This window comes from Kineosporia corallincola (assembly GCF_018499875.1).
Lineage (GTDB): Bacteria > Actinomycetota > Actinomycetes > Actinomycetales > Kineosporiaceae > Kineosporia > Kineosporia corallincola.
On the sequence record NZ_JAHBAY010000001.1, the window covers coordinates 860,621 to 881,505 of the forward strand.

Sequence of the window (20,885 nt, forward strand, 5' to 3'; positions counted from 1 at the left end):
CCCGGCGAGCGAGGTTACGTCGTGTTAACCGGTACGGAATCCGGCGTCAACGCGTGCTGTCTTGACTTTCTATCAACTAATAGAAAATGGGCCGCCGCTCCTCGGGGGGTGCGGCCGGATGTCTGGAATCGCGAGGACTTGGTGACGGAACTGCGCACAGGCCAGGGGATCTCCACGCTGCTGGTGGCCAACCGCGGCGAGATCGCCTGCCGGGTCATCCGCTCGGCGAAGCGGCTCGGCATCCGCACGGTGGCGGTGTTCTCCGAGGCCGACCGGGCCGCCGCGCACGTGCTGCTGGCCGACGAGGCGGTGCTGATCGGGCCGGCCGCGCCGGCGGCGAGCTACCTGAACGCGCGGGCGCTGCTGGCCGCGGCCCGCGACACCGGTGCGCAGGCGGTGCACCCGGGCTACGGCTTCCTGTCCGAGGACGCCTCGTTCGCCGAGCAGGTGGAGGCGGCCGGGCTGGTCTGGGTCGGCCCGACGCCGCGGCAGCTGCGGCTGCTCGGGGTCAAGCACACCGCCCGGGCCGCCGCGGTGGCGGCCGGGGTGCCGGTGTTCCCCGGCACCGGGCTGCTGGAGTCGGCCGAGGCGGCGGTGGCCGAGGTGGCGGAGATCGGCTACCCGGTGATGCTGAAGGCCACCGGCGGCGGTGGCGGGATCGGGATGACGGTGTGCCGCGACGAGGCCGCGCTGCGGGCCGGTTTCGAGCGCGTCTCCGGGCTCGCGGCCCGGAGTTTCGGTGACGCCGGGGTGTTCGCCGAACGGTATGTGGAGCGGGCCCGGCACGTCGAGGTGCAGGTGTTCGGCGACGGTGCCGGGCGGGTGGTGTCACTGGGCGACCGGGACTGCTCGCTCCAGCGGCGGCATCAGAAGGTGGTGGAGGAGGCGCCCGCGCCGGGTCTGCCCGACGGGCTGCGGGAGCGGTTGCACACCTCGGCGCGCGACCTGCTGGCGTCCGTCGGTTACCGCTCGGCCGGCACCGTGGAGTTCGTCTACGACCCGGCCCGCGGCGAGGCGTCGTTCCTGGAGGTGAACGCCCGCCTCCAGGTGGAGCACCCGGTCACCGAGGCGGTCACCGGGGTGGACCTGGTGGGGTGGATGCTGCGGCTGGCCGGGGGCGAGAAAGACCTGCTGGCGGGGATTTCCGATGCTGTTCCGTCGCGCGGGCACGCCTTCGAGGCCCGGGTCTACGCCGAGGACCCGGCCGCCGGGTTCCGGCCCGGCGCCGGTCTGCTGACCCGGGTGGAACTGCCCGCCGGTGCGCGGGTGGACGGCTGGGTCACCACCGGCACCACGATCCCGACCGAGTACGACCCGCTGCTGGCCAAGGTGATCGTGCACGGCGACACCCGTGACGAGGCGCTGGGCCGGCTGCGCGAGGCGCTCGGGCGGACCCGGTTCGACGGCGTGGAGGTGAATCTCGGCCTGTTGCGGGCAATCACGCGGCTGCCGGAGTTCTCCGCGCTCGGCCATCACACCGGAACGCTGGAGGGGCTGGGCGATCCGGAGCCACGGATCACCGTGGGCCGGCCGGGCCTGATGACGACCGTTCAGGACGCCGACGGCCGGCGCGGCTTCTGGCAGGTGGGGGTGCCGCCGAGCGGGGCGATGGACGACCGGTCGCTGCGGGCGGGCAACCGGCTGCTGGGCAACCCGGACGACGCGGCCGGGCTGGAGTGCACGGCGAACGGCCCGGAACTGACGTTCACCCACGCCACCCGGGTCTGCGTCACCGGTGCCCCGGCCCCGGTCACGGTCGACGGCCGGGAGGTGGCGATGTGGAGCGTGGTGACGGTTCCGGCCGGGGCCACGCTGGCGGTCGGCGAGGCGAGCGCCGGGCTGCGCAGCTACGTGACGATCGGCGGGGGTTTCGCCGTCTCTGATTATCTGGGTTCTGCGTCGACTTTCACCCTGGGCGGGTTCGGTGGCCACGGCGGGCGGGCCCTGCGCCCCGGCGACGTGCTGCGTGCCGGGCACAGGCAGGCCACCGGTGAGCCCGCCGCCACCCTGGAACCCGTTGCCTTCGAACGGCACTGGGACCTGACGGTCACCGTCGGCCCGCACGGTGCCCCGGACTTCTTCACCCGGGCGGACGTCCGGCAGATCCTGTCGGCCCGCTACGAGGTGCATTTCAACTCCGCGCGCACCGGCGTGCGGCTGATCGGCCCGAAACCGGAGTGGGCGCGCCGGGACGGCGGGGAGGCCGGGCTGCACCCGTCCAACATCCACGACAACGCCTACTCCGTGGGTGCCCTCGACTTCACCGGCGACACCCCGATCCTGCTCGGCCCGGACGGCCCGTCGCTCGGCGGGTTCGTCTGCCCGGTCACCGTGATCCGTTCCGAGCGCTGGAAACTCGGTCAGCTGCGACCGGGTGACACCGTGCGATTCGTCGAGAAGGCTCAGACCTCAAGGGGTCTGAGGGGTACGGACGGCGTACTGCTGCGCTGCGCGGCCGACGGCGACGCTCCCGAGGTGGCGTACCGGCGCAGCGGTGACGACAATGTGCTGATCGAATACGGCCCGATGACACTGGATCTCGGCCTGCGGGCGCGGGTGCACGCGCTGCACACCCGTCTGGCGGGGCTCGGAATCCCGGGCGTGGTCGACCTCACCCCGGGCATCCGCAGCCTTCAGGTGCACGTGGATCCGGAGGTGCTGCCGGTGTCGCGTCTGCTCGGGCTGCTGGTGGAGGCCGAGGGCGACCTGCCGGCCACGAGCGAGCTGGTGGTGCCGAGCCGGCGGGTGCGCCTGCCCCTGAGCTGGGACGACCCGGCCACCCGGCTGGCGATCGAGCGGTACATGGCCGGGGTGCGCGACGACGCCCCGTGGTGCCCGTGGAACATCGAGTTCATCCGCCGGATCAACGGCCTGGAGACGCCGGACGACGTGTACCGCACCGTGTTCGACGCCGAGTACCTGGTGCTCGGGCTGGGCGACGTGTACCTGGGCGCACCGGTGGCCACGCCGCTCGACCCGCGGCACCGGCTGGTCACCACCAAGTACAACCCGGCCCGCACCTGGACCGCGGAGAACTCGGTCGGCATCGGCGGCGCATACCTGTGTATCTACGGCATGGAGGGGCCGGGCGGCTACCAGTTCGTCGGGCGTACCACGCAGGTCTGGCGCACCCATCCGGCCGCCGGCGAGAACCCTTGGCTGCTGGACTTCTTCGACCGGATCAGCTGGTACCCGGTGTCGGCCGAGGAACTGCTCGACCTGCGCGCCGACCTGGCCGCCGGGCGCAGCACCCCGGACATCACCGAGGGCAGCTTCTCGCTGGCCGAGCACGAACGGTTCCTGGCCGGCAACGCCGACTCGATCGCCGCGTTCCGCCAGGTGCAGGCCGCGGCGTTCGGGGCGGAGCGCCGGGCCTGGGAGGAGGCGGGTGAGTTCGACCGGGCCGAGCGGGCCGCCGCGCAGGTGGTCGAGGTGACCGCCGAGGTGGCGGTGCCGGAGGGTGGCACCCGGGTGGACGCGCCGTTCGTGGCGAACGTCTGGAAGGTGCTGGTGCGGCCGGGCGACCTGGTCGAGGCCGGGCAGGAGGTGGTGGTGCTGGAGGCGATGAAGATGGAGGCACCGGTGCTCGCGGCCGCGGCCGGGGTGGTGGCCGCGATCCCGGTGACGCCCGGGTCGCAGGTGGCGCCCGGCGATGCGCTGGTGGTGCTGGGGCCCCGCTGAACGGTGGTGTGGTCACTCGAACAAACGTTCGATAAACTGGGGGTGTTGGCCACACCGACCGTGGCGGGGGTGCTCATGCAGCCGATGCAGTCGCGAGCCGTTCATCAGTTCCTTCCCCGTGATCCGCGGGTCCGGGTGCACGAGCCGCCGCAGGCGGTGCCGGTGCTGGCCCTGCTGCGGGGGGAAGACGACGAGGTGCTGGCGGTCGTGCCGGCGGCGGTGCAGGCCTGGTCGGGCGATTCGGTGCTGATCACCTGGGCCGCGCGGCGGGGTGTGCGGCTGTACTCGGCCTGGATCCCGGCGCGAGACGTCGCCCGGGGCGAGGCGGCCTCGCGACTCCTCGACGAGTTCGCCTTCGGCGGTGGGCAGCGAGCGGTGATCGCCCGCTTCCTGGCCTGGCGCGACGCTCAGCCGCGTCCGGCCTGAGCGGGCCGTCTCAAGAAGGCTCCAGCTCGTAGAGCAGCACCCCGTTCTCGGCCTGCGCCGGGTCCACCGCGGCGAGCCGTTCCACGCACAGTTCCAGCAGCTCCACCACTCCCGGTGCGATCACCCGGCGCAGGTCTTCGTCCGCGCCGATCACGATCACCTGCCCGACCCGTCCACCGGGCGCCGGGGTCAGGTCGACGGCCAGCTGGTTGCCCCCGCCGTCGGTCGCGAAACCTATCCAGTCCGGCGAGGTGTACAGGCCCTGCACCGGATCGCCCTCGCGCACCTCCACCGCACGGTCGAAGTTCTTGGCCAGCTCCTGCGGCGTGTACCCGGACCGCACCTCCTGCCAGGCCCGCCACCCGTCGGCCAGCTTGGCCACCGGGTCGAAACCCCAGCCGTCGCCGAACAGGGCGCACGCCCAGCGCCCGCGCTCGCGAACGGTTTTCGCGTGCGCGCCGTGCGTCAGGTCGTACCACTCGGTCTGCCCATCGGCGAGCTGGTAGAGCCCGGCCAGGTCGGCGGGCAGCGCCCGGCCGACGGCCTGCTGGGCGGCCGCGACGTCGGCCTGGGCGGCACCGGGACGGACCAGCTCGTCCACCGCGTAACCGGCCCGGGCCAGGGCGTCGAGCAGCCCGGCCCAGGCCTCCTGCACCTCCGCGCGCGGTGGGGCGATCGCTTCGGCCACCATCTGCTCTCCTCCAGCTCGGGCAGGCGATTGTGGACGACGATAGGCCCGGTACGGGCTCGGCGTCGTCCACAATCGCCGGACTTTATGCTGAGCCGATGAGCAAGCCGGTGAGACCGTCGAAGCGAGCACTGGCCGTCGAGCCGTTCTACGCGATGGAGTTCGGCAAACGGGCCCATGAGCTGGAGCAGCAGGGTCATCACGTGGTCCGGATGAATCTGGGGGAGCCGGACTTCGGTGCCCCGCCCGCGGTGCTGGCCGCGCTCGGCCGGCTGTCCGACGGCCGGCCGCTGCCCTACACCGGGGCCACCGGGCTGCCCGAGCTGCGTCAGGCGATCTCCGGCTTCTACCGGCAGCAGCACGACGTGGCGGTGGACCCGCGGCGCATCGTGGTGACGGCGGGGGCCTCCGCCGCCCTGCTGCTGGTCAGTGCCGCCCTGGTGAACGAGGGTGACCGGGTGCTGATCGGCGATCCGGCCTACCCGTGCAACCGGCAGTTCGCCGAGAGCTTCGGTGCCGACGTGGTTCTCGTGCCCACCACGGCGCAGTCCCGGTTCCAGCTGGACCTGGCCGCGGTGCGCGCCGAGTGGACCGACGACACCCGGGGCATCATGATCGCCACTCCGTCGAACCCGACCGGCACCTCGATCGCGCCGGACGAGCTGCGGGCCGTCTGCGACCTCGCCCGCGAGCGCGGCGCCTGGCGGGTGGTGGACGAGATCTACCTGAACCTCGGCGCCCACGACGCCGACGGCCGCCCTCCCGCCAGTGTTCTGTCCTGCGACCCGGACGCTTTCGTGATCAACAGCTTCTCCAAATACTTCGGCATGACCGGCTGGCGGCTCGGCTGGTGCGTGGTGCCGGAGGAGTTCGTGCCGGTGATGGAGCGCCTCGCCCAGAACTACTACATCTGCCCCTCCACCCCCGCGCAGTACGCCGCCCTGGAGTGCTTCACCCCGGCCTCGATCGACGTGGCCGAGAGCCGCCGGGAGGAGTTCGAACGGCGCCGGGCGGTGGTGCTGCGAGGGCTGGAGGCCGCCGGGCTGCCGGTGCCGGTGCTGCCCGACGGCGCCTTCTACGTGTACTTCGACGTCAGCGGCACCGGCCTGACCTCGTGGGAGTTCTGCGAACGGATGCTGGCCGAGCAGCACGTGGCCCTGACCCCGGGCCGCGACTTCGGCCGGATCGGCGCCGACCGCTACGTGCGGCTGTCACACGCCGCCTCGGTCGCCGAACTGCATGAGGGGCTCTCCCGCATCCAGGCGTTCACCGGGTCGCTGACCCGCGTCTGACGCATCCGTGCCGACGGAGAGGTCGTCCCCGGGGTATTATATTTGAATGCTCAATCACTCGCCCTTCCCGGAGCCGGTCACCGTCAGCGCCGGCACGGGCCGCCCGCTGGTGGTGCTGCTGCACGGCCGGGGCTCGAACGAGGCCGACATCATCGGGCTGGCCGGGCACCTGCCGGAAGGGGCCGAGTACCTGGCGGTCCGGGCGCCGATCGCCGAGGGCGGGGGGTACGCCTGGTTCGCGAACCGGGGCATCGGCCGGCCACGTGCCGAGTCGTTGCGCCAGACGATGGACTGGTTCACCGCCTGGCTCGACGGTTTCGCGGAGGACCGGCCGGTGCACCTGATCGGGTTCTCCGGCGGGGCGGCCTTCGCCGGCGGCCTGATCCTCGACCGGCCGGGGCGTTTCGCCGGGGCGGCCGTCCTCTACGGCACGCTGCCGTTCGACGCGGGGGTGCCGGTGGACGCCGATCACCTGGCCGGGCTGCCGGTTTTCGTCGGTCAGGGGGAGGACGACGCGGTGATCCCGCGCGAACTGCTCGACCGCACCTGGCAGTACCTGACCGGCGGCTCCGGCGCGATCGTGCGCGCGGTGAGAAGGCCTGGCGGGCACGGCATCTCGATGCCCGTTCTGGAAGAGCTCCAGGGCTGGCTGCGCGACCGCCTGGCGGCCGCGGAATGATGGACGACGAAGGGCCCCGTCAGCGGCTCTTCGTCGTCCATGGTTCGATCAACTGAACAGTCCGCCCAGACCGCCACCGCCACCACCGGCGGACTGGGCCTGCTGCGCCGCGGCGCTCCACTCGCTGGGCTGAACGATCACGAAACCCGGCCCGTGGAAGGCATACTGGAACGCCTCTCCGGTGCCGCCGCGCAGCAGCGAGCGCACGTTCATGCTGGAGACGATGTCGGGCACCAGGTTGGCCGACCAGGCCACGGCGGCCTGCACGTCGACGAAGGTGGGCTGGTTCGAGCAGTCCAGCACCACCGGCTGGCCGACCGACACCAGCGCGGCGGTGCCCTGGCCGGAGAGCACCGTGTTGAACAGGCCGCCGGCCATCATGCCCGCGCCCTGAACGCGCTTGATGTCCCATTCCAGGGAGGCGTCGAAGGCGATCAGGTTCTGCCCGTTCACGCTGAGGGCGTCGCCCGTGAGCTCGACCAGGTGCACGTAACCGGCCTCGTTCGCGAAGAACACCTCGCCCTGGCCGCTCACCCGCATCAGCGGCAGGTCTTCGTTGGTGAGCACCTTCTTCAGGAACTTGCCCACGCTGCCGGAGCCCTCGTGGTTGAACGTGACCCGGCCCTGATAGGCGACCATGGCCCCCTTGGCCGCCAGCACGTCCGGGCCGAGCGCGACCCGCAGCATCTGCGAGTTCTGGAGCGCGAACCGGTTCTGCCCGGAGATCTCGAGATTCGACTCGTGGAACAGGCTGCTCTGCATGCCGTCCACACTATTGCGGCGCCGGGCCGCTCGTACGGCACTTGCGGTGTGGCGATCACAGGCCGCTGAACTGGGAACTTTTCGCGGCTGCGGCAGATCGACGTGCGGTGTCCGGAATGCGGGTTCAAGGTCTTCCCGTGACGACGACGCCGCAGCAGGGAACGGGGGACGGCCGGACCCTGCGGAGCAACCTCCCAGCGCGGCTCGACCGGCTGCCCTGGTCGAGCTGGCACCTCACCGTCCTGATCGGTCTCGGCACGGTCTGGATCCTCGACGGCCTCGAGGTCACCATCGTCGGGGCGCTCGGCGACCGGCTCACCGAGAGCGGCAGCGGTCTGGAGCTGTCCGCCTCACAGGTCGGGCAGGCCGCCGCGATCTACGTGGCCGGGGCCTGCCTGGGGGCGTTGTTCTTCGGGCAGCTGACCGAAAAGTATGGACGACGAAAGCTTTTCATGATCACCCTCGGCCTCTACCTGGCCGCCACGGTGCTCACCGCGTTCTCGATGAACCCGTTGTTCTTCTTCGTCTGCCGGTTCTTCACCGGGGCCGGCATCGGCGGTGAGTACGCGGCCATCAACTCGGCGATCGACGAGCTGATGCCCGCCCGCCTGCGCGGCCGGATCGACCTGATGATCAACGGCTCGTACTGGCTTGGTGCGGCCGTCGGGGCGGCCCTGACCCTGGTGCTGCTCGACACCGACATCCTGCCCGCCGACGTCGGCTGGCGACTGGCGTTCGGCCTGGGCGCGGTGCTCGGGCTGGTGATTCTGCTGGTGCGGCGCAATGTTCCGGAGAGCCCACGCTGGCTGACGATCCACGGCAAGCACGAGGAGGCCGAGGGAATCGTCGACCACATCGAGCACGTGGTGGAGCACCAGGACAAGCTGACCCTCGAACCGGTGCCGGACGAGAAGTCGATCGCGATCCGCGAGCGCGGCCCGGTGAAGGTCTTCGAGATCATCCGCACGATGCTGCGCACCTACCCCTCGCGCTCGGCGCTGGGGCTCGGGCTCTTCGTCGGCCAGGCGTTTCTCTACAACGCCGTGTTCTTCACCCAGGGCCTGGTGCTGACCAAGTTCTTCGACGTCGGCTCGGGCACCGCCGGGCTCTACATCATCCCGCTGGCGGTGGGGAACTTCCTCGGCCCGGTGCTGCTCGGCCCGTTCTTCGACACCGTCGGGCGCCGGATGATGATCACCCTGAGCTACGTGGTCAGCTCGATCGCCCTGATCTTCACCGCGGTGCTGTTCCAGCAGGAGGTGTTCGGCGCCGCCACCCTGACCGTGGCCTGGAGCATCGTGTTCTTCTTCGCCTCGGCCGGGGCCAGCTCGGCCTACCTGACGGTGAGCGAGATCTTCCCGATGGAGACCCGGGCCATGGCCATCGCCTTCTTCTACGCCGTGGGCACCGGGCTGGGCGGGATCATCGGGCCGCTGCTGTTCGGCAGGCTGGTCGAGACCGAGAGCTTCGACGCCGTGGCCGGCGGCTACTACCTGGGCGCCGGGCTGATGCTCGTCGCCGGGCTGCTGGAGTGGTGGCTCGGGGTGGACGCCGAGAACCGCAACCTGGAAGACATCGCCTCACCGATCTCGTCTGCCGGGCCGACCGTGTCGTCGTGAGAGACCCTGCGTGAGAGTGTCTGGAGGGGAACCCCTTCCGGGTTTGACACCCCCAACCCGCTGACGGTGGTGTCAAAAATCGGGGGCGTCCCTGGATTCCCCGGACACGTGGTGCTCCCGGCCTCCGGTGGACGCCCGCCCCGGCCGGATCCGGTCCGCCCCCTCCGACGGACCGCTGAGCGGCGGACACGGCCCTTCGTGCCGGAGGCCGCGTTCGCCGATCAGTTGTACCGGTGGCTCTTCTGCGGATGGCCCTTGGGCCGGGTGCAGATGCGGCCGTTCATGCTGCGGTGGCCGCACGCCTCCTCTTCGGGTTCCTCGGGCAGCTCCTCGGTGGCCTGCTCCTGCGCGGCCTCGACCGGGCGCAGGTCGATGACCTTGGCACCCTGCGGCTCGGCCTGCGCCCCGGCCTCCGCAGCGGCGCCAGCGGCGGACCCGGTGGCGGTCTGCGCGGAGTCGGCATCGTCGGCCGGCCTGGTGGTGTCGGTGGTGTCGGCGGTTCCGGCAGCTGCGGTTCCGGCAGCCGAGGCTTCCGCGGAAGCGGTCTCGACGGCATCGGTTCCAGCCGTGTCGGTTCCGACGGCATCGGTTCCGACGGCATCGGTTCCGGTAGCGGTTCCGGTTCCGGTGGAGTCGCTCTCGGGCGACGCGGCAGCGGCCTTCGGCTTGGCCGCACGCTTGGAGGCGGTCTTGCGGGTGCGCCCCTTCGGCTGCGCGACCGCCTCGTCTGCGGTGCCCGGGTCAGCGGCACCCGCATCCGGGTGCTGAGTCGCCGTGGCCGTGCCCTCGCCCGCCGCGGAACCCTCAGGCCCCGAGCTTGCGGCCCCGTCAGCCGCAGCACCGGAGCCCTCGCCCGCGGAGCCCCCGGCTGCGACCTCTGAAGCCGCAGCCTTCTTCGCCGGGGCCTTCTTGCGCCCCTTGGCGCCGGCCGCGGGTTTCGGCTCCTGCTCGAACAACTCGATCGGCTCGACGGACACGCTGGGCGCAGACGGGGCCTTCGCCGGGCGGGCGGGTTTGGCCGCCGCCTTGGCCTCGGCCTTCTTCTGCTCGGCGTACCGCGCGAACCGGGCCTCGCGCATGGCGCGCAGGGCGTCTGCTTTGCTCATCGTTCCATCACACGACAGAGCCTATTAGTTGCCACCGACAAAATGACCGCCCCCGCCCTGACCAGCCCACTCCCGATGAAAACCGGAGGCCGCCGACGACGCGCCCGGCTGGGTCCGGCCGGTCCGCGCCACCGCCCCGCACACTGGCGCAGACCGCTAGGGGAGCAGACGGCGCGACCCGACTACCCTCGTCCCCAGTAGTTGCGCACTCAATCACCAACCCGAGGATGAACCCCGATGGAACTGGGCATCACCACCTTCGCGGACGCCTACCCGATCGACGGCGTGCCGACCCCGCACGGCGTACGGCTGCGCCAGGTGCTGGAGGAGGTGGAGCTGGCCGAGCGGGTCGGGCTGGACGTGTACGGAATCGGCGAGCACCACCGGGCCGACTTCGCCGCCAGCGCCCCCACCGTGGTGCTCGCCGCGGCCGCCGCGCGCACTGAGAAGATCCGGCTGACCAGCGCCGTCACCGTGCTGAGCAGCGCCGATCCGGTGCGGGTCTGGCAGGAGTTCACCACCCTCGACCTGATCTCCCGGGGCCGGGCCGAGGTGATGGCCGGGCGCGGGTCGTTCATCGAGTCCTTCCCGCTGTTCGGCTACGACCTGGAGGACTACGACGACCTGTTCGCCGAGAAGCTGGACCTGCTGGTCGAGCTGACCCGCGAGGAGAAGGTCACCTGGTCCGGCAGGTTCCGTCCGGCGCTGCACGAGCAGGGCGTGTTTCCGCGCCCGGAGCGCACCCTCCCGGTCTGGGTCGCGGTCGGCGGAACCCCGCAGTCCATCGTGCGGGCGGCGCAGTACGGTCTTCCGGTCGCGCTGGCGATCATCGGCGGGCAGCCCGCGCAGTTCGGCCCGCTGGCCCAGCTGCACCGGCACGCGCTCAAGGAGGCCGGTCACACGCCGGAGCAGGCTCCGCTCGCCGTCCACATGCACGGCTACGTAGCGCCGACCGCCGAGCAGGCGGTGGAGGAGTACTACCCGTCGTACGCGCAGGCGATGACCCAGCTGGGCCGCGAGCGGGGCTGGGGCGCGATGACCCGCAACACCTTCAACAACCTGCGCGGCCGGGGCGGGTCACTGGTGCTGGGTACACCCGAACAGGTGGCGGAGAAGATCGTCGACGCGCACCGGCTGCTGGGCATCCAGCGGTTCATGCTGCACATCAGCGTGGGCACGCTGCCGCACGAGCAGGTTCTGCGGGCGATCGAGCTGCTGGGTACGCAGGTGGCCCCGCTGGTCAAGGCGGAACTGGGCGGCTGAGGGCAAGAAGCTTGAGGACGACGGGGGGCTCCTCGTCGTCCTCCGGCGTATTTGCCAGCACCACGGCCGGGTTGCTAACTTGCCCAGCATCATGGGCATCTTCTCGGCTAGCGCGGCGACCATCGTGTCGGTTCGCGTCGCCGTGCCCGCTCTCCGGAGCCACCTGCATCATGGGCATGCCCATCACGGCGTCCATATCGCGCCGATGGGTGCCGGCTCCCGCTGAATCCAGGTCCTCCTGACCTGAACGGGTGAGCGCAGCACCGATCGGCGCCCCAGACCCCACCCCGGCGCATCCCTCGTCCTCCACGGTCGGACGGCGAGCCCGCGCACGGGGTCCTGTCCGGCCGATTTCGTGAAAGCCCCTGGATCCGGCCGGATTCCGATGCCAAGCAGGACCAGACGGAAGGCCGCACGTGGGTACCCGGGAAGACGTTTACCAGCTCCTCGAAGAGAAGATGCTGAAGTACGCCGACTACGCCAATGTTCCGGTGATCGAGGTCGACGAGGTCGTGCTCTTCGAACCGGTTCCGCAGCAAGGGGTTCTGCGGGTCGAGCACGTTCCGGCGGAGATGAGCGAGCTCACCGGCGGCGTGATCTACGTGCGCCGCCCGGTGATCGACATGCTCTACTGGGCCGGCCAGGAGCTGAAGAACCTGGACCGCTCGCTGACCCTGAAGGTGGTCTACGGCTTCCGCGCCTCGGAGGTCCAGACCCGCCTCTACGAGGAGGCGAAAGACGCTCTGCGAGAGCAGTATCCGAACGAGGACGAGCTGGTCGAGGCGGCGCATCGCAACGTCGCGGTGCCCTCGGTCGCGGGCTACCCGACGGGTGGCGCGGTGGCCGTCGAGATCCTGCGCGACGAGCAGCCGGTCGACATGGGCACCCCGGTGATGGAGGCCAACCGTGACGCCTTCACCTTCTCCCCGTTCGTCTCCCGGGACGCCTGGGACCACCGGCAACTGCTGCGCCGGGCGATGATGGCGGCCGGCTTCGCGCCCTTCGACGGTGAGTGGTGGCACTTTTCGTACGGCGACAAGGAGTGGGCGCGTTTCTACCGCCAGCCGGGTGCGCTCTACGACCAGGTCTCGTTCGCCGACGCGCAGAAGGTCGACCCCGACGGGGACCTGGCGCTGTGACCCGCGCGCGGTCCGTGACGCACCCCGAAAGCCCCCACGGTTACCCGTTTCAGACCACGGCCGATGCTCTGCTAATGTATCTCGCGAGCCGGGATAGCTCAGTGGTAGAGCACCTGATTGTGGATCAGGAGGCGGGGGTTCGATACCCCCTCCCGGTACAGGTAGATCGTTCATCGATCTCCTCGTGCGCCGGGCGTTCTCTCCAGCTCACGAGGAAGGCTTTACAGCAATGACCGGCAGTGCACTGGTCCGACCGCAGACCCTGCGTGGATTCCGCGACCTGCTGCCCGAGGAGATGCTCCTCCGCAACGAGGTGGTCGCCCGCATCACCCGGGTCTACCAGTCCTTCGGTTTCGTGCCGCTCGACACCCCCGTGCTGGAGTCGCTGCCCACGCTGCTCGGCAGTGGCGGCGAAGAGGCCGACAAGCAGATCTTCGTGGTCCGGGAGAACACCAAAACCGTTTCCGCGGAAGAAGAACCGCCGGCCGAGGTAGGCATGCGGTTCGACCTCACGGTGCCGTTCGCCCGGATCATCGCGCAGTACGCCCCGCAGCAGATCAAGCTGCCGTTCCGGCGCTACCACGTGGGCCCGGTGTTCCGCGCCGACGACCCCCAGCCCGAGCAGGGCCGGTTCCGCCAGTTCACCCAGCTCGACGCCGACATCGCCGGCACCTCCACGGTCGCCGCCGACGCCGAGATCGTGGCGGTGCTCACCGCCGCCTTCGACTCGCTCGACCTGGCCGCCGGCACCGGTTACTTCGTCCGGGTGAACAACCGCAAATTGGTGGACGCCTTCCTCGCCGGTCTCGGCATCGAGGACTTCGAGGTGGCCCGGCACGTGCTGCGGGTTCTCGACAAGGCCGACAAGATCACGCCGGAGGCGCTGCGCGCGGAACTCGGGGAGGGCCGGTACGACGTGTCCGGCGACCGGATCCGCGGCGTCGGGCTGGCGGCGGACCTGATCGACCGCCTGCTCGACTTCGTCGGCGTGCGGCAGGACACCCGGGCCGGCACCCTCGACGAGCTCGCCGCCCGGCTGCCCGACAGCGAGCAGGCACAGGCCGCGCTCGCCGAGGTGCGGGAGTTCCTCAGCCATCTGGAGGCACTCGGCGTGCCCGAGGCCGGCGTGCGGCTCGACCCGGGCCTGGCCCGCGGCCTGGCCTACTACACCGGCACCGTCTACGAGGCCACGCTGGTCGGGGCCGGTGTCGGCTCGATCGGCGGCGGCGGTCGTTACGACGGCCTGGTCAGCCGCTTCAGTGACGACCCGGTGGCCGCGGTCGGCGTCTCGATCGGCATCGACCGCCTGGTCACCGGCCTGGCCAACCTGGGCATCGAGTTCGGCACGACCCGCACCACCGCCGACGTCGTGGTGCTGGTCATGCCCAAGGTCGACCCGGCCGTGGCCACCCGCGTGGCGGCCGAACTGCGCTCGGCGGGCGTGAACACCGAGCTGTACGTCGGTGAGTCGGTCGGCAAGGTCGGCAAGCAGCTGGCCTACGCCAACGCCCAGGGCTTCAGGGCTGCCGTGATGATCGGCGGCAAGGAGGTCGAGGCAGGCACCGTCACGGTCAAGAACCTCCAGGCCGGGGCCGAGTCCCGGGCCCAGATCGCGGACAACAGCGAGTACCGCGCGGCCAAGGCGGCCGGGCAGATGACCGTTCCCCGCACCGAGCTGACCGCGACCGTCCGCGAGATCCTCGGCGAGTCCCCCGAGCAGGAGCAGAGCGCATGAGCGACCGGCAGATCACCCTCGGCATCCCGAAGGGCAGCCTCCAGCAGTCCACCCTGGGCATCTTCGAGCGGGTCGGCCTCCAGTTCACCGGCGGCTCGCGCACCCTGTGGCTCAGCTCGAACGACCCGGAGATCGTGCCGGTCCTGCTGAAGCCGCAGGAGATTCCGATGTACGTGAAGTCGGGCCGGCTCGACGCCGGGCTGTCCGGCCGGGACTGGATCGTCGAGCAGGACGTGCTCCAGCACATCGCGGTCAAGGCGGAACTGCCGTTCTCGCGGCAGACCTCGCGCCCGATCCGCTGGGTGCTCGCGGTGCCCGCCGCCTCGCCGATCAAGACCGTCGAAGACCTGCGGGCCGAGTGCGACCGGCGGCGGCTGGACGGCGACCCGTTCGTCATCTCCACGGAGCTCACCCGGATCTCCCGGATGTGGCTGGCCCGGCAGGGTGTGGACGCCCACGTCGAGTTCTCCTGGGGGGCCACCGAGGCCAAGGCGGAATACTTCGCCGACGCCATCATCGAGGGCGTCGAGACCGGAAGCTCGCTGCGCGCCAACCACCTTCGTGAGGTGGCCGAGGTGTTCAGCTCGACCAACCAGTTCTTCGTCAGCCGCAAGATCTACCGGGACGACGAGTGGAAGCGGGCCAAGCTCGACGCCATCTCGCACCTGATCCGGGGCGCGCTGCGGGCGAACGACGTGGTGGAGCTGCGCGTGGTGGCCGACAAGCCGCTGGCCCTGGCGGAGATCCTGGGCCCGGACGCCCGGGTCGTCGCGGCCTCGGAAGCCGTTGACGGACAGGGCTTCACGGCAACCGTCACGCTGCCCCGCGCATCGGTGCCCTACGCCATGCCCGCGGTGATCGCCGCCGGTGCCACCGATGCCTGGGTGTCGCCGATGTCGATCTACTACAGCCACGAGGCCGACGCCACCAGCAAGGCCGCGGCCGAGGCGCGCAACGCGAGCGCCAGTCTGCCGCTGGCTCCGCTGGCCCCGGCCACCGGGATGGCCTGAGACGAGAATGGAGGACGCGTGCGGTCGCCGACCGCACGCGTCCTCAATTTCGTTGCTACAGGCGCGGGTCGACGGGTTCCGACTCCAGCGCCAGCACCGCGAACACCGGCTCGTGCACCCGCCACAGCGGCTCGTTCGCGGCGACCCGTTCCAGGGCCTCCAGGCCCAGGGCGTACTCCCGCAGGGCCGCCGAGCGCTTGCGGCCCACGGCGCGCGACTTCAGCCGCGACAGGTTCTCGTCGAGCAGGTAGTCGGGGCCGTAGATGATGCGCAGATACTCCGGGCCGCGCACCTTCAGGCCGGGCTGGAGCAGACCGCGCTTGGTGCGGGTCAGGTTGGCCAGGGGCTTGACCACCATGCCCTCGCCGCCCGCCCCGGTGAGTTCCTCCCACCAGGTCACGGCCTCCGAAACGCCTTCTTCCGCAGCCGGATCCACCACCAGGCGGCGGGTGGTGACGAACAGGTCGTCGGCCTCCACCAGCCGGTCGGCCAGGGCCAGGTGCCAGGAGTGGTCACGCTCGTGGAACGTGGTGCCCTCGGCCGCCAGTAGCTGGAACGGCGCGATGCGCACCCCCTCCAGGCCCTCGGTCGGCCAGACGTAACGCCGGTAGGCGTGACCGAACGCGTGCGCCGACGACAGCCGGGCCGACGTGCGGTCGAGCAGCTCGGCCAGCTCGGGCACCCGCTCGGCTCCCTTGGTCAGGGCCGACACGGCGGTGGGCAGCACCGCCTGCGCCGCGGCGCCGACGGCCGCGTACTGCTGCCGGATCAGCTCACCGGCCTTCAGCGACCAGGGCAGGATCTCGGCGTCGATCAGTACCCAGCCGGTCTCCAGCTCGTCCCACAGCTTCGTCTTCTCCAGCGCCGAACGCACCCGCTGGAGCAGGGTCTCGGTGTCGCCGGCGGGCAGGAACGAGCGGCCCGTGCGGGTGTGGATCACACCGGTGTGCCCCTCCGGCATGCCGAAACGCGTTGCGGCGATCGAGGAGTCACGGCAGACCAGGATAACGGCCCGGGAGCCCATGTGCTTCTCCTCGCAGATCACCTGCGGCACGCCGTCCTTGGCGTAGGCCGCGAGTGCCTCGGCGGGATGCTCCAGCAGGCCGGGCAGCCGGCTGGTCGGGGCCGGGGCCATGGTCGGCGGCAGGTAGAGCAGCCAGCGCGGGTCCAGGGCGAAGCGGCTCATCACCTCCAGCGCACCCGCCGCGTTCTCGGCCGTCACCGTGACCCGGCCGTGGTGGCGGGTCTGCACCACGCGCTTGCCGCTCACGTCGGCCAGGGTGAGAAGGTCCGGGTCGCGCGGGGTCTCGGTGGCCGGGGTGGTCCGGCCGGCCGTCGAACCGTCCTTGCCCAGGGGCCGGGCCGGCTCGTACCACACCTTCTCTGCGGGCACGCTGACGATCTCACGTTCCGGGTAGCGCAGCGCGGTCAGGCTGCCCCCGAACACGCAGCCGGTGTCGAGGCAGAGCGTGTTGTTGACCCATTCCGGGGTGACGGTCGGGGTGTGCCCGTAGAGCACCATGGCCCGGCCGCGGTACTCGTTGGCCCAGGGGTAGCGCACCGGCAGGCCGAACTGGTCGGTCTCGCCGGTGGTGTCGCCGTACAGCGCGAAGCTGCGCACCCGGCCCGAGGCCCGGCCGTGGTAGGCCTCTTTCAGCCCGGCGTGCGCCACCACCAGCTTGCCGCCGTCGAGAACGTAGTGCGCGACCAGGCTCTCGCTGAACTGGGCCACCTTCGCCCGGAACTCCTCCGGCTCGGTCGCCAGCTGGTCCATGGTCTCCTGGAGGCCGTGGGTGAGCTTCACGTTCTTGCCGCCCAGCGCGCGCACCAGCTTGTGCTCGTGGTTACCGCTGACGCAGAGCGCGTGGCCGTTCTCGATCATGCCCATCACCAGGCGCAGCACGCCGGGGGTGTCGGGCCCGCGGTCGACCAGGTCGCCGACGAAGACGGCGGTGCGCCCGGCCGGGGGCACCGCGTCGACCGGGTGCCCCTGCGGGTCGAGCACCACGCCGTAGCCGAGTTTGCCCAGCAGGGTCTGGAGTTCGGACCGGCAGCCGTGCACGTCGCCGATCACGTCGAACGGGCCGGTGCGCTCGCGCAGGTCGTTCAGCAGCGGCTCACGCACGATGCGGGCGTGCTGCGCGCGCTCCGGCGAGTCCAGCACGTGCACCCGGCGGAAACCCTCGCGGCGCAGTCCCTTGAGCGACCGCCGCAGCTGGTCGGCCTGCCGGTGCACGACCCGGTCGCCGAAGTCGCGGTCGGGCCGGGCGGCGTTGCGTTCCAGGCAGAGTTCCTTGGGCATGTCGAGCACGATCGCGACCGGTAGCACGTCGTGGTCGCGGGCCAGCTTGAGCAGCCCGGCCCGGGCCTCCTTCTGCACGTTCGTGGCGTCGACCACGGTGAGCAGGCCGGCCTCAAGACGTTTGCCGGCGATGTGGTGCAGCACGTCGAACGCGGCCACCGTGGCGTCCTGCGAGTTCTCGTCGTTCGACACCAGCCCGCGGCAGAAGTCGCTCGACAACACCTCGTACCGGCCGAACTTGGCGTTGGCGAAGGTGGTCTTGCCGGAGCCGGAGACACCGATCAGCACCACCAGGCAGGTCTGCGGAACGGTCAGCTGATGCTCGGTCATCGGGACACCTCCGGGGCGGAACCAGCAGTGAACACGGCCATCTGGGTGGGAGGGCCGGCCTCCGGGTCCTCGTCGCCGACCGCCTTGAAGCGCACGCTGTAGCCGTACTGCTCTGCGACTGACGTGGCCCAGGTCTGGAACTGGCCGCGGTCCCACTCGAAACGGTGGTCGGTGTGCCGCGTCTCGCCGTCCACCAAGCCGTATTGGGCGTTGTACTCGATGTTCGGGGTGGTGACCAGCACCACGCCGGGCCGGGCCGTGCCGAACACGCCGGACACCAGGGCGGGCAGCCGGGACAGGTCGATGTGCTCGATCACCTCCATCAGCACCGCCGCGTCGAAACCGGCCAGGCCCGGATCGACGTACACCAGTGACGACTGGCGCAGCTCGATGCGGGCCCGCACCCGGTCGGGCACCTGGTCGAGACGCAGTCTGCGGGAGGCGATCTCGAGCGATCGGTGCGACACGTCGACGCCCAGCAGACGCTGGTACCGGGTGTCGGCGAGCAGGCGCCTGAGCAGTTTGCCCTCGCCACAGCCCAGGTCGGCCACGCTCTGTGCGCCGGAGGCCTCCAGCGTCTCGGCCACCTCGGCCAGCCGCTGCGCGGCCAGCGTGAGCGGGCGCTCCGGTGCAGCCGTCGCGGCTTCGGCATCTTCGGCGGCAGCCGCGCCGGCGGACTCGGTGGTCGACTCGACGACCGGCTCGGCGGCAGGCTGACCGGCCGGTTCCCCGACTGACTCGTCGGCCGGTGCGTTGAGGGGCACGTCGGCCGGTGCGTCGAGGGGCACGTCGGCCGGGAACTCGGTCTCCTCGTCGGGCACCGAGGCGTCTTCCAGCCCCGCGAACCGCTCGGCCGCGTCGTTCACCAGCCGTCGCTGATGGCGCAGGTACCGCTCGGTGATCAGGGTGCGTTCCGGGTGCTCGGCCAGCCAGCCCTCACCGGCCCGGACCAGCTTGTCCACCTCGTCCGGGCTGACCCAGTAGTGCTTGGCGTCGTCGAGCACCGGCAGCAGCACGTAGAGCTGGCCGAGCGCCTCGGACAACAGCATTCTCCCGCTCAGCCGCAGGTCGACGTAGCGCGAGTCGCCCCAGCCGAGCTCGGTGTCCAGCGGGATCGGGGTGATCCGGGTGGTCCAGCCGAGCGGCTCGAACATCCGCCGGGCCACGTCGGCCCCACCCCGGCAGGGCAGTGCGGGGACGTGCAGATCGAGCTGCATGGGCACGCCGACCAGGTCGGGCCGGGCCTCGCAGCGCCCGGTGATGGCGGTGCGGAACACCTTGCCCAGGGCCACGGCGAGCATGGACGATGCGGCGTAGGGCCGGTCGTTCACGTACTGCGCCAGCGAGAAGCCGTCGAGCGGACGGGGGCCACGACCGCGCACCAGCGCGATCGGGTCCACCTCCAGCAGCAGGGCGGCGGTGCAGGTGGCGGCGTCGGCCTGGGGGTAGAACACGTGTGCGGTGCCGACGGGCAACCCGAACTTCTGCGCCCGGTCCGGGTGCTTGTGCAGCAGGTAGCCCAGATCGGTGGCCGGTGACTCGGCATCCTCGCTGGTCGAGGTGATGGTCAGGAACACGGGGTCAGTCTGTCAACGTTCCGGGCATTCACCTAAGGAATATGGCGCGGGTCCGGCCGGTAACCCTCTCAGGCGTCGATGATCTCGCGCAGCACCCGGGTCTGGTCCTGCACCGAGTTCACCGCGTGCTGCACCTGCGTGGCCTGGTCGGAGGTGTGCTGGGCCCGCTCGGCGATCACCGAGATGGTGTCCGCGATGCTGGCGGTGGTGGCCGACTGCTGCTCGATCGCGGCGGCGATGGTCTCCTGCGACTCCCGGATCCGGTCGACCAGCGCGTCGATCCCGGCCGTGGCCTCCGCGCTGCCGTTCGCGGCCTGCTGGATGTCCTTGATCTTGTTCTCGATGTCGCTGATGCTGCCGGTGGTGGTCTCGGCCAGCTGCTTGACCTCGTCGGCCACCACGGCGAAGCCCTTGCCCGCCTCACCGGCCCGGGCCGCCTCGATCGTGGCGTTCAGCGCCAGCATCTTGGTCTGCCCGGCCACCGTCTCGATCATCCGCAGAATGCCGCCGATCTCGCTGCTCATCGTCTGGAGCCGGCGCAGCTGCTTGAGGCTGTCGGCCGTCGCCTCCACCGTGCGCTGCACCTGGTCGGTGGCCTCCGACGAGGCCCGGGCGATCTCCCGCACCGCGGAGTTCATCTGGTCGGTGGCCCCGGCCGCGTTGGTGGCCTGGAGCGAGGTGTCGCCCGCGGTCTCGGCCAGGCTGCGCGAGAGTGCGTCGAGCCGGCCGGTGACCTCCTCGCTGCCGGCGAAGGTGGCGCTGGCCCGGGCATTCCGGTCGGTGACGTTGTCCCAGACCACCACGTAGCCGAGCCGGGTGCCGTAGCCGTCGGTGACGGCGTTGATCAGGGTGCGCAGGGTGACGCCGCCGAAGGTGAACACCGCGGTGCGGGGCAGGCCGCCGGCCTCGTGCAGAATCCGCTCGATCCGCGAAGGGTCTTGGTGGAAGCGGTGGATCGAGCCGCCGAGCAGGTCGTCGAGTCCCACCCCGAAGCTGTTGCGCAGGGCCGGGGCGAGGTCTTGCAGGGTGGCCCAGGCCAGCTGGTTGGTCCAGATCAGCCGCAGGTCGGGATCGGCCACCAGGACGTTGGCGTACAGGCTGTCCAGCACCGCCCGGGTCGGGTCGGCCGGGTCGTGCAGCGCCGCGTGCAGCGAGGCGGCCGCGGGGGCCCTTCCGGTCAGTGTCGTCAGCAGTCCCATCGTCCGTCTCTCGGGAGCCCTGGCGTGGATCTTGAGGAAAAACAGAGAAAGCCGTTCGCCGACGAAGACCGGCCGGG

The 20,885-nt window shown here is 71.0% G+C and carries 15 protein-coding genes and 1 tRNA gene; 10 read left to right on the plus strand and 6 right to left on the minus strand.

The genetic code is table 11. From position 1 onward, the window contains the following. The first annotated feature begins 141 nt into the window (after positions 1–141). The gene (gene uca / locus KIH74_RS03900; RefSeq protein WP_308113565.1) at positions 142–3,681 is read left to right on the plus strand and encodes an urea carboxylase; all 3,540 of its coding nucleotides are present in this window, start codon (positions 142–144) and stop codon (positions 3,679–3,681) included. Positions 3,682–3,726: 45 nt separating this feature from the next. Next, positions 3,727–4,107 (plus strand): hypothetical protein, encoded by a 381-nt coding sequence (locus KIH74_RS03905; protein ID WP_214154311.1) that lies wholly within the window; start codon positions 3,727–3,729, stop codon positions 4,105–4,107. Positions 4,108–4,117: 10 nt separating this feature from the next. Here the strand turns inward: KIH74_RS03905 and KIH74_RS03910 are convergent, their stop codons facing one another. Beyond that, the gene (locus KIH74_RS03910; RefSeq protein WP_214154312.1) at positions 4,118–4,798 is read right to left on the minus strand and encodes an SMI1/KNR4 family protein; all 681 of its coding nucleotides are present in this window, start codon (positions 4,796–4,798) and stop codon (positions 4,118–4,120) included. A 107-nt stretch (positions 4,799–4,905) separates the two neighbouring features. On the opposite strand from KIH74_RS03910, the gene KIH74_RS03915 reads away from it, so the two are divergent. Next, positions 4,906–6,087: an aminotransferase class I/II-fold pyridoxal phosphate-dependent enzyme gene (locus KIH74_RS03915; RefSeq protein WP_214154449.1), complete on the plus strand. Its 1,182-nt coding sequence runs from the start codon at positions 4,906–4,908 to the stop codon at positions 6,085–6,087. A gap of 46 nt (positions 6,088–6,133) precedes the next feature. Then, positions 6,134–6,766: an alpha/beta hydrolase gene (locus tag KIH74_RS03920; RefSeq protein ID WP_214154313.1), complete on the plus strand. Its 633-nt coding sequence runs from the start codon at positions 6,134–6,136 to the stop codon at positions 6,764–6,766. 48 nt (positions 6,767–6,814) lie between these two features. Here the strand turns inward: KIH74_RS03920 and KIH74_RS03925 are convergent, their stop codons facing one another. Next, positions 6,815–7,528, minus strand: coding sequence for an AIM24 family protein (locus KIH74_RS03925; protein WP_214154314.1), 714 nt, complete (start codon positions 7,526–7,528; stop codon positions 6,815–6,817). Positions 7,529–7,665: 137 nt separating this feature from the next. Between KIH74_RS03925 and KIH74_RS03930 the strand changes: the two genes are divergently transcribed. Beyond that, positions 7,666–9,147 (plus strand): MFS transporter, encoded by a 1,482-nt coding sequence (locus tag KIH74_RS03930; RefSeq protein WP_214154315.1) that lies wholly within the window; start codon positions 7,666–7,668, stop codon positions 9,145–9,147. Positions 9,148–9,368: 221 nt separating this feature from the next. On the opposite strand, the gene KIH74_RS03935 is transcribed toward KIH74_RS03930, so the two are convergent. Continuing rightward, on the minus strand, positions 9,369–10,253 hold the full coding sequence (locus KIH74_RS03935) for a hypothetical protein (RefSeq protein WP_214154316.1): 885 nt from the start codon (positions 10,251–10,253) through the stop codon (positions 9,369–9,371). A 237-nt stretch (positions 10,254–10,490) separates the two neighbouring features. Between KIH74_RS03935 and KIH74_RS03940 the strand changes: the two genes are divergently transcribed. The 5 genes from KIH74_RS03940 to hisG all read left to right on the plus strand — a co-directional run bounded on the left by KIH74_RS03940 (position 10,491) and on the right by hisG (position 15,400). Further along, positions 10,491–11,516 (plus strand): LLM class flavin-dependent oxidoreductase, encoded by a 1,026-nt coding sequence (locus tag KIH74_RS03940; protein WP_214154317.1) that lies wholly within the window; start codon positions 10,491–10,493, stop codon positions 11,514–11,516. Between the two features lie 416 nt (positions 11,517–11,932). After that, positions 11,933–12,655: a M15 family metallopeptidase gene (locus KIH74_RS03945; protein WP_214154318.1), complete on the plus strand. Its 723-nt coding sequence runs from the start codon at positions 11,933–11,935 to the stop codon at positions 12,653–12,655. 87 nt (positions 12,656–12,742) lie between these two features. Continuing rightward, positions 12,743–12,813 (plus strand) — tRNA-His (locus tag KIH74_RS03950). A 71-nt stretch (positions 12,814–12,884) separates the two neighbouring features. Beyond that, positions 12,885–14,390 carry a histidine--tRNA ligase gene (gene hisS / locus KIH74_RS03955; RefSeq protein ID WP_214154319.1) on the plus strand — a complete coding sequence of 502 codons (1,506 nt, stop codon included), beginning with the start codon at positions 12,885–12,887 and terminating at the stop codon, positions 14,388–14,390. Then, positions 14,387–15,400 (plus strand): ATP phosphoribosyltransferase, encoded by a 1,014-nt coding sequence (hisG, locus tag KIH74_RS03960; protein ID WP_214154320.1) that lies wholly within the window; start codon positions 14,387–14,389, stop codon positions 15,398–15,400. The genes hisS and hisG overlap by 4 nt, the downstream gene beginning before the upstream one ends. A gap of 55 nt (positions 15,401–15,455) precedes the next feature. Here the strand turns inward: hisG and KIH74_RS03965 are convergent, their stop codons facing one another. The 3 genes from KIH74_RS03965 to KIH74_RS37455 all read right to left on the minus strand — a co-directional run bounded on the left by KIH74_RS03965 (position 15,456) and on the right by KIH74_RS37455 (position 20,808). Continuing rightward, on the minus strand, positions 15,456–18,032 hold the full coding sequence (locus KIH74_RS03965) for a polynucleotide kinase-phosphatase (protein WP_214154321.1): 2,577 nt from the start codon (positions 18,030–18,032) through the stop codon (positions 15,456–15,458). Next, entirely contained in the window at positions 18,029–19,609 is a 1,581-nt protein-coding gene (locus KIH74_RS03970) for a 3' terminal RNA ribose 2'-O-methyltransferase Hen1 (RefSeq protein WP_214154322.1), read from the minus strand. The genes KIH74_RS03965 and KIH74_RS03970 overlap by 4 nt, the downstream gene beginning before the upstream one ends. A gap of 68 nt (positions 19,610–19,677) precedes the next feature. After that, on the minus strand, positions 19,678–20,808 hold the full coding sequence (locus tag KIH74_RS37455; protein WP_214154323.1) for a methyl-accepting chemotaxis protein: 1,131 nt from the start codon (positions 20,806–20,808) through the stop codon (positions 19,678–19,680). Between the last annotated feature and the right edge of the window lie 77 nt (positions 20,809–20,885).